Source organism: Microcoleus sp. S13_B4 (assembly GCF_036700885.1).
Classification (GTDB): domain Bacteria; phylum Cyanobacteriota; class Cyanobacteriia; order Cyanobacteriales; family Microcoleaceae; genus Microcoleus.
Window position 1 is genome coordinate 62,916 of record NZ_JAUBPU010000029.1, and the last position, 7,410, is coordinate 70,325.

The 7,410-nt window shown below is 44.1% G+C and carries 4 protein-coding genes; all 4 read left to right on the forward strand.

The features are described 5' to 3' along the window. The first annotated feature begins 29 nt into the window (after positions 1–29). A complete protein-coding gene (locus QT994_RS16530; RefSeq protein ID WP_333176223.1) occupies positions 30–1,436 on the forward strand; it encodes a glycosyltransferase in 1,407 nt (468 codons plus the stop codon). Positions 1,437–1,780: 344 nt separating this feature from the next. Next, a complete protein-coding gene (locus QT994_RS16535) occupies positions 1,781–2,572 on the forward strand; it encodes an ABC transporter permease (protein WP_333047800.1) in 792 nt (263 codons plus the stop codon). Further along, complete coding sequence (locus QT994_RS16540; RefSeq protein ID WP_333047801.1) at positions 2,573–4,645, forward strand: Wzt carbohydrate-binding domain-containing protein; 2,073 nt, start codon at positions 2,573–2,575, stop codon at positions 4,643–4,645. 133 nt (positions 4,646–4,778) lie between these two features. Further along, a complete protein-coding gene (locus QT994_RS16545; protein WP_333047802.1) occupies positions 4,779–7,256 on the forward strand; it encodes a sulfotransferase in 2,478 nt (825 codons plus the stop codon). The last annotated feature ends 154 nt before the right edge of the window (positions 7,257–7,410 follow it).

The window sequence follows — 7,410 nt, forward strand, 5'->3', positions numbered from 1 at the left end:
AGTTATTGGTTATGAGTTAAGAAGGCCCAATGCCCGAACCCTTCACTCCGCCGAATTCCCCCTTCCCAATTCCGAATGTAAATATGGAAAATGTAACATTTAGCATCATTCTTATAACTCACAACCGAAGTTCTTCGCTGCGGCGGGCTTTAGATGCTCTGCAATCACAGACTTATCCGATGAACCTCATCGAAGTCAGGGTAGTCGTAGATAGCTGCATAGACGATACTTTAGCAATGTTACAAGACTACAAAGCTCCTTTTAAAATGCACATAATTGAGGCCAACTGCCGGAGTGTGGGTATGTCTCGCAATATTGGAGCAGCGGAGGCTACTGGACAACTGCTGTTGTTTCTGGACGATGACATCGAAGCAATGCCGTGTTTAGTCGAAAACCACGGGCGCGTTCATCGAGAACGTCCGGGCTGCGCCGCGATCGATCCTTATCCGCCACAGTTGCAATCCAGGACTAATTTTTTTGACGTAGAAGTGCGGACTTGGTGGGAGGAAAAGTTTTACCAGATGAGCAAGCCGACTCACCGGTACACTTATCAAGATTTGCTCTGTGGCAACCTTTCTATTGATATAAAACTGTTTGCTGGCACCGGAGGCTTCGATTCTGCCTTCGGCCCGGGTACTGCCTATGAAGATTACGAGTTCGCCTTGCGCTTGCTCAAAGCAAATGTACCTTTTGCGGTGGCACCGGATGCAGTCGGGTATCACTACGAACACGAAACTAACAACCTCGATCGCTCTTTGGGCAGATTTCGTCAGGAAGGGCGATCGGATGTTTTGCTCGGCCACCGACACCCGGAACTTAGACCGATACTGCCAATAGCAGCCTACGAAACTGCTTGCTCGCTGCTAGATAAAATTCTGGTGGCGGTCATGTTTTTCTGGCCTGCTGCTGTGGATTGGCTGGCTCTGGGACTGAGGAAATCCCTTGATTTACTCGAAAGCTTGCGGATGCGGAAAACTTGGCGGTGGTTGCAGGCAAAATTGCGCGGTTATTGGTATTTGCGGGGTGTCATCGATGAGTTGAAAAGTCGATCGGCTCTTTTTAGTTTTATGCAAGGTGAGCCTGCTCATGCTGACTTGGGAAGACATGAAATTGAAATCGATTTGCAGGAAGGTTGGGAAGCAGCAGAACGAATCATTGACGAGCAAAAACCCGATGGCATTTACCTCCGTTACGGTGAACTGTCGGTCGGTCACGTCATTCCCCAATTCGGTGTAGAGCCACTGCGGGGCGCTCACTTGCGATCGATTCTGGCGCTTGACTTTGCCGAACCCCTGGCTGGGGCGATGGCGGTTAAAGGTATGCTCAAAAGTGCTGCTCATTCTGAGCCGAGCTTAGTTGACAACACCCTACTTCAACATCTACAGTTATTTACAGTAGTAGACAAAAAACAACTGAAAAATTCTTCCTATAACTGACATAATTAGATGAGAGAAAAAACAGAATATAGAGGTGTAATTAAGTAAGCGTTTAATTAATCGTAAGTAAGCTGTTTAGCATTTAAACTGGGTGTTGCAGAGGCTGAAACCCTTTACTGGCTTAGATAGTATCGAAAATTTAAATGGTGAACAGCTTAAGTAGTAATTGAGAGTTAAAAGAAAGAGAAATTAACAATGGTAATTATGGCAATAAAATTGATTGAAGCTGATTTTTTAGAACCAATTGCTGACAAGCTGACCCGGGTGGAGAATCAGAATTTGGTTAAGATTCAGCCCTGGGAGGCATCCGAGCCAGAACCTCAGATAGTTGCCGGAGGTGTGCGGTGAGAAATGTGGGAACGCTGCTTTATCGGCGCAAAATGGCTCATTGGTTCGATTTGCTGCGGGTGTTGGTCGATCGCGATATGAAATTACTTTACAAGCGATCGACCTTGGGGATTGCTTGGACTTTAATCAGTCCGCTGTTACAGTTGGCTGTATTTTCCTTTTTGTTTCGCTCTGTCGTACCCCTTAATATTCCAAAATTTTCTTCCTTTGCTTTCAGCGGCTTGTTAATCTGGAATTGGTCTCAAACGGTATTATTTAAATCAACGGCATTAATTACCAATCATAAGGCACTAATCAGGCAGCCAAATTTCCCCTCGGCAATTTTGCCGGTAGTCACGACGATGACTGGACTCATTCACTTTGTGTTAGCTTTGCCGGTGTTAATTATCTTTCTGGCAATTGATGGTCTCCATCTGAATTCAGTGCTATTTTTCTTGCCACTGGTGATGATTATTCAGTTTGTTTTGACAGTTAGTTTTGCTTATCCCCTTGCCGCTTTGAATGTCACTTTCCGCGACACTCAGCACACTTTGGGAGTAGTTTTGCAGATGCTGTTTTACGTGACTCCGATTTTCTACGACATCAGCAGGGTTCCGGAAAAATTTAAGATTTTTTATTACTTAAATCCAATGGTGCCCCTGATTGAAGCTTACCGCGCCATACTTCTTAAAGGTATGCAGCCGGATTGGTCGGCTCTGTTAATTTTGAGCTTGGTTGTGGCGGCTCTTTTACCCATCGGACTGGGAATTTTTAGACGGCAAAGCGCTCATTTTGTGGAGGAAGTGTAAATGCGTGAAGCAATTATTGTCAAAGGTTTGGGTAAGCGTTTTAACCGCTACTCTACCGCGAAACCTTATACGATTATGGAAGCCGCTTTGTCCGGTTGGTGGAAGCTGAAGCCGGAGGCGAGTTTTTGGGCGCTGCGGAATATAAATTTTACTGTTTTTCCTGGCGAAATGCTGGGAATTCTTGGCAAGAATGGTGCGGGAAAATCAACGCTGCTGCAACTGGTCGGCGGTATTTGCCGGGCTGAGGAAGGATCTATTAAAGTTAACGGCAGAATTGGCGGCTTGTTGGATTTGGGTGCGAGTTTTCACACGGATCTAACGGGCAGAGAAAACGTGTTTGTGGGTGCGGTGGTGGCCGGTTTGACTCGCCGGGAAGTGGCGCGCAGGTTTGACGATATTGTGGAATTTGCAGAGTTAAAACAGTTTATTGACAGCCCGATGCGGACTTACAGTACGGGGATGAAAATGCGGCTAGCTTTTTCGGTGGCGGTGCATACCGATCCAGAAGTGCTGTTAGTTGATGAACATTTGTCGGTTGGTGATGTGGCTTTTCAAACTAAATGTTTGAATAAGATAACTGAGTTTAAGAATCAAGGATGTGCGATTGTTTTGATTTCTCACACCGCATCGCAAATTCAAAAAATGTGCGATCGGGCTTTGTGGCTGAAATCAGGTGAAATCGTGGCTTATGGGGAACCGGAAGTGGTCGTGGGTCAGTATTTGTCAGAAATGCGATCGTCCACAGAAAATCGCACTCCCCTCCCTGCTGCTGAAGCTACGAGTAGCGGCTCGTCACTGCGAGGTAATCAGAATCGCTTCGGTTCTTTGGAAGTAGAAATTACCGATGTCAAAGTGTGGCCTGATTCAGAAATAGATAGTGGTGATGCTATTAGCATTGAAATCTATTATTCGGTGTCGCAGGAAATTGCTGCTGCTGTTTTTGCCGTGACAATCAGCAGGGATGATGGTCAAAGTTGTTTTGAGACTAATACGAATCAAATGGGCAGACTACTCCCGCTGGTGAAAGGGAAAGGCAAAATCCGGCTGCAAATAGATAGGCTGGATTTAGGAAACGGTCAGTATTACGTGAATGCTGGGGTTTACGAGGAAACTTTGGCTTACGCCTACGATTATCATTGGCAGGTTTATCCGCTGTACGTGCGATCGACTGTAAACCAAAAAACGATTCTTTGTCCGCCCTTCCGCTGGGAATTTGAGGGCAAAATGCCACTTCTGGATTTACCCGAACCAGCCACTGTAACTTACGATTTGGATAAGAATAATCCCGGCTACCCCCATATTTCGACTCAGTTGGAAAATCATCAAAAACCTAATTTTTTAATTATTGGCGCTCAAAACTGCGGCACGGAATCTCTCTACAGCCATCTTGAAAATCACTTGCAAATTATCAAACAAGGTTCCCGGAACATCCACTTTTTTGATTTAAATTTTGAGCGTGGTGTTGAGTGGTACAGCAAACAGTTGACTCGCATTGTAACTGGTGAAAAAGAACTGCTGTGGGAGATGACTGGTTACTATATTTATCATCCTTTGGTGGCAGAGCGAGTTTACAAGTGTTTCCCGGATGTTAAGCTGATTGTGATGCTGCGAAACCCGCTAAAACGAGCGTGGATGCACTATCATTTAGAAGTGGCGAGTGGCTGCGAAAAGTTGGATTTTGAAAAGGCGATCGCTTCTGAACCTGATAGACTCCAAGGTGAGATTGAAAAAATTAAAGCCGATGAAAATTATTACAGTTTTAATCATCAGCATTATTCCTATTTGTCGCGGGGAATTTATGTAGAACAAATCAAAAATTGGCTCGACTATTTTCCGAGGGAACAGTTGCTAATTATCAAGAGCGAAGATTTTTACGCAAATACAGGCAAAGTCTTTTCGGAAGTGTTAGATTTCTTGGACATTAGTGCGAGTGCAAGTAAAGAATATGAGATTAATAATGTCGAGGATTACAGCAAAATACCTGCGGAAATCGAACAACACTTAACAAATTATTTCAAACCTTACAATCAAGAACTTTCTGATTTGTTGAAGGAGGATTTTAGTTGGAGTTAGGAAAAGAGTTTTAACCGCTCTTGGGGCAGAGAGGAACATGAATCATACCTCTTTCTTCTCTTCCTCTGTGTCCTCTGCGCTCTCTGCGGTTCATAAAAAAATCGCATCCACAAACAATTTATAAAGTATAAAAATGAAACGCATATTTTTAGTAGGCTGTCCGAGAAGTGGCACAACCATGCTTCAAAGTTTATTAGCCGCTCATCCTGAAGTTATTTCTTTTCCTGAATCTAAGTTTTTTCAATATCTAGTGTACAAAAGATTTGCGCGAAAGTTCCCTGAATCTAAGTTTTTTCAATATCTACTGTACAAAAGATTTGCGCGAAAGTTTCCTGGTAGGATGGAAGCTTTCTTTAAGGATGAAATTAATCGCCCTGAACTTTTGCAAGGTTTTGATGATAGTCAGACTGTGGCAGCAAAAGTTAGTTGGTTTGTCGGAGTTTTGGATGGTTTGGCGGCGGAACAAAACAAAAGTATTTGGTTGGAAAAAACGCCGGAACACCTATATTTTATTGAGGATATACAGCGCTTTTTGCCGGATGCTAAATTTATACATATTTTGCGAAACAGTATGGATACAATAGCATCTCTGCATGAGGCTACTAGGACTTCTCATGAGTTGTGGGGACCTGGTTGGGATTTAAACCACTGTATCCATCGCTGGAAGGAGGCGAGGTTAATTAGTCACAAATATGCTAAAAAATCTAATCATATATTAGTCAAGTATGAGGACATTCTAGATAATAAAGTCAACAAGTTAGAAGAACTTTGTCATTTTATGGGAATTGAATATGATGATAGAATGCTGGAATTTTATCAAGAAAAAGCGGCTTATCTCAGTTTAAATCAACCTTGGCACCAAGGGATCGAAAGAGAGATTAAAAGTAATAAGATTCACAAATATCATAAAACTTTTAAAAGCAATCAAATCAGATATATTTTAGATAAGATTAAGCAAGTCAAGGGTGAAATTACCTGGAAAGTTGCGGTGGAAGTGAGCGAACCAATTTCGGATATTTACGCTTTACCAATATCCGATCGCCTGTGCTGTACGATCGAACTAGAAGGAATTAAACTCGGTATTGTTGAATTGCCAGTCTGCGATGGCATGGTTGCGGGTTCGGTGTTGGCGGATGCGATTGCAGCCCAGTTTGCTTGGCCAATTCTCGATCGCTTCTTTCAACGCAATCGCTGCGAAAAAGGCAATAGATTGTGGGAAACTTTGCTGCAACCATTGCACAAAAAAAATGACTGGACCCTATTTTTGCAAGAATTATGGGGGCGTCCGCATTGGCATTTGGAGGATTTCTACAATCCAGAAATAGCTGAGGAAGTCTCAACAATTACCCTCGAAAGAGATTTGATTGATGTAGAAGTTAGCGAGGAATTTGCTAATATAAAAGTTGCGCTTTCTGAAATAGACGTGCTGGTGAAAATAGGCGGCGTTGCTGTCGGTATTGTCACTGTTGCGGTGGAAAATAATTTTGTTTCCGCTCAAAAATTGCGATCGACAATTACTCGAAATATTGGTTTTGAGTTGTGCGTCGCCGCCGTGCGAGAAGCTTTGCTGGGAAAACCGCTCAACGGCAAGCAATGGCTGCGATCGCGCTTAGCCTCTTGTGCTCAACAAAGGTCGGATTTGCCCGAGAGTTTGAATGCAGCGGGTGCTGGGGGCATTTACCCGCCAAATGCGGTGATCTTCGGCAGGCACGAGGGTGCGATCGGGACAAGTGTCAGCCGCCGCGCCTCACTCCCGGTGGCGGCGCTGCCGGAAATCGAGTCAGCCGCGGCAATCGCGGGGGAACCGACAATGCAAATTCCCCAAGAAAACGAGTTTCCAAAGCAAGTATTTTACGCACCGGAAATCATGGGGCGAAAATCGCCGTATAGAGAAGTTTCTCACTCAGGGAAACCTCAATTTTTTCACAATCATGGCGTTACACAAAGGCTGCCGATTCTCGCCTACCGCCGCATTTCCACTGACGGTTTAGACGCAGTTACTCCGCAGGTTTTGGAACAACAGTTGCAGTATCTCAAAGATCGCGGTTATTATACTGCGAGTTGGGAAAATTGGCAAAGTGCGAAACGGGATAAAACTCCTTTACCCGGTAAAGCTGTATTGATGACTTTTGACGGTGGCTATCTCGACTTTTTCCAATATGCTTGGCCTCTGCTAAAACGCTTTGATTTTACAGCGACTGTTTTTCTTGTAGCGGAGTCGATAGGAAAGACAAATAGTTGGGAAAAAGCCGAAGTTGAAGAAGTGCAGTTAATGGGATGGCCGGAAATTTTGCAACTGCGAGATGCAGGGATTCAATTCGGTTCTATGTCTGCTACTCATCAACCTCTGACTGCATTGTCGCCGACAGAAATTGTGCGGGAGGGGGCGAAATCCCGTGCTATATTGGAACGGGGATTAGAGAAATCTGTTAAATGTTTTGCCTATCCTTACGGGGATGTCGATCCAATTGTAGCGCATTTAATTGGAGCGAGTGGGTATATTTTTGGTGTATCATATAGGTCAACTTTTAGCAGTTTGGACGATGCTTTACTGTCGCTGCCGCGCATTAAAGTTACAGCAGAAAATTTTTTATGGCAATTAGGTTTGTAAGGTGACTCAGCCAGCGAGACATTTCCCTCTACTCAAAATGTCTCAAAAGACGCACCTTACAAGTAAAATTTCTTAATTAGGGCTTGCTGAATATATCGATCGCATATTACGTGGCCTGGGTTAAGAACTGGTGCGTTCGAGAGTCATCGCCGTG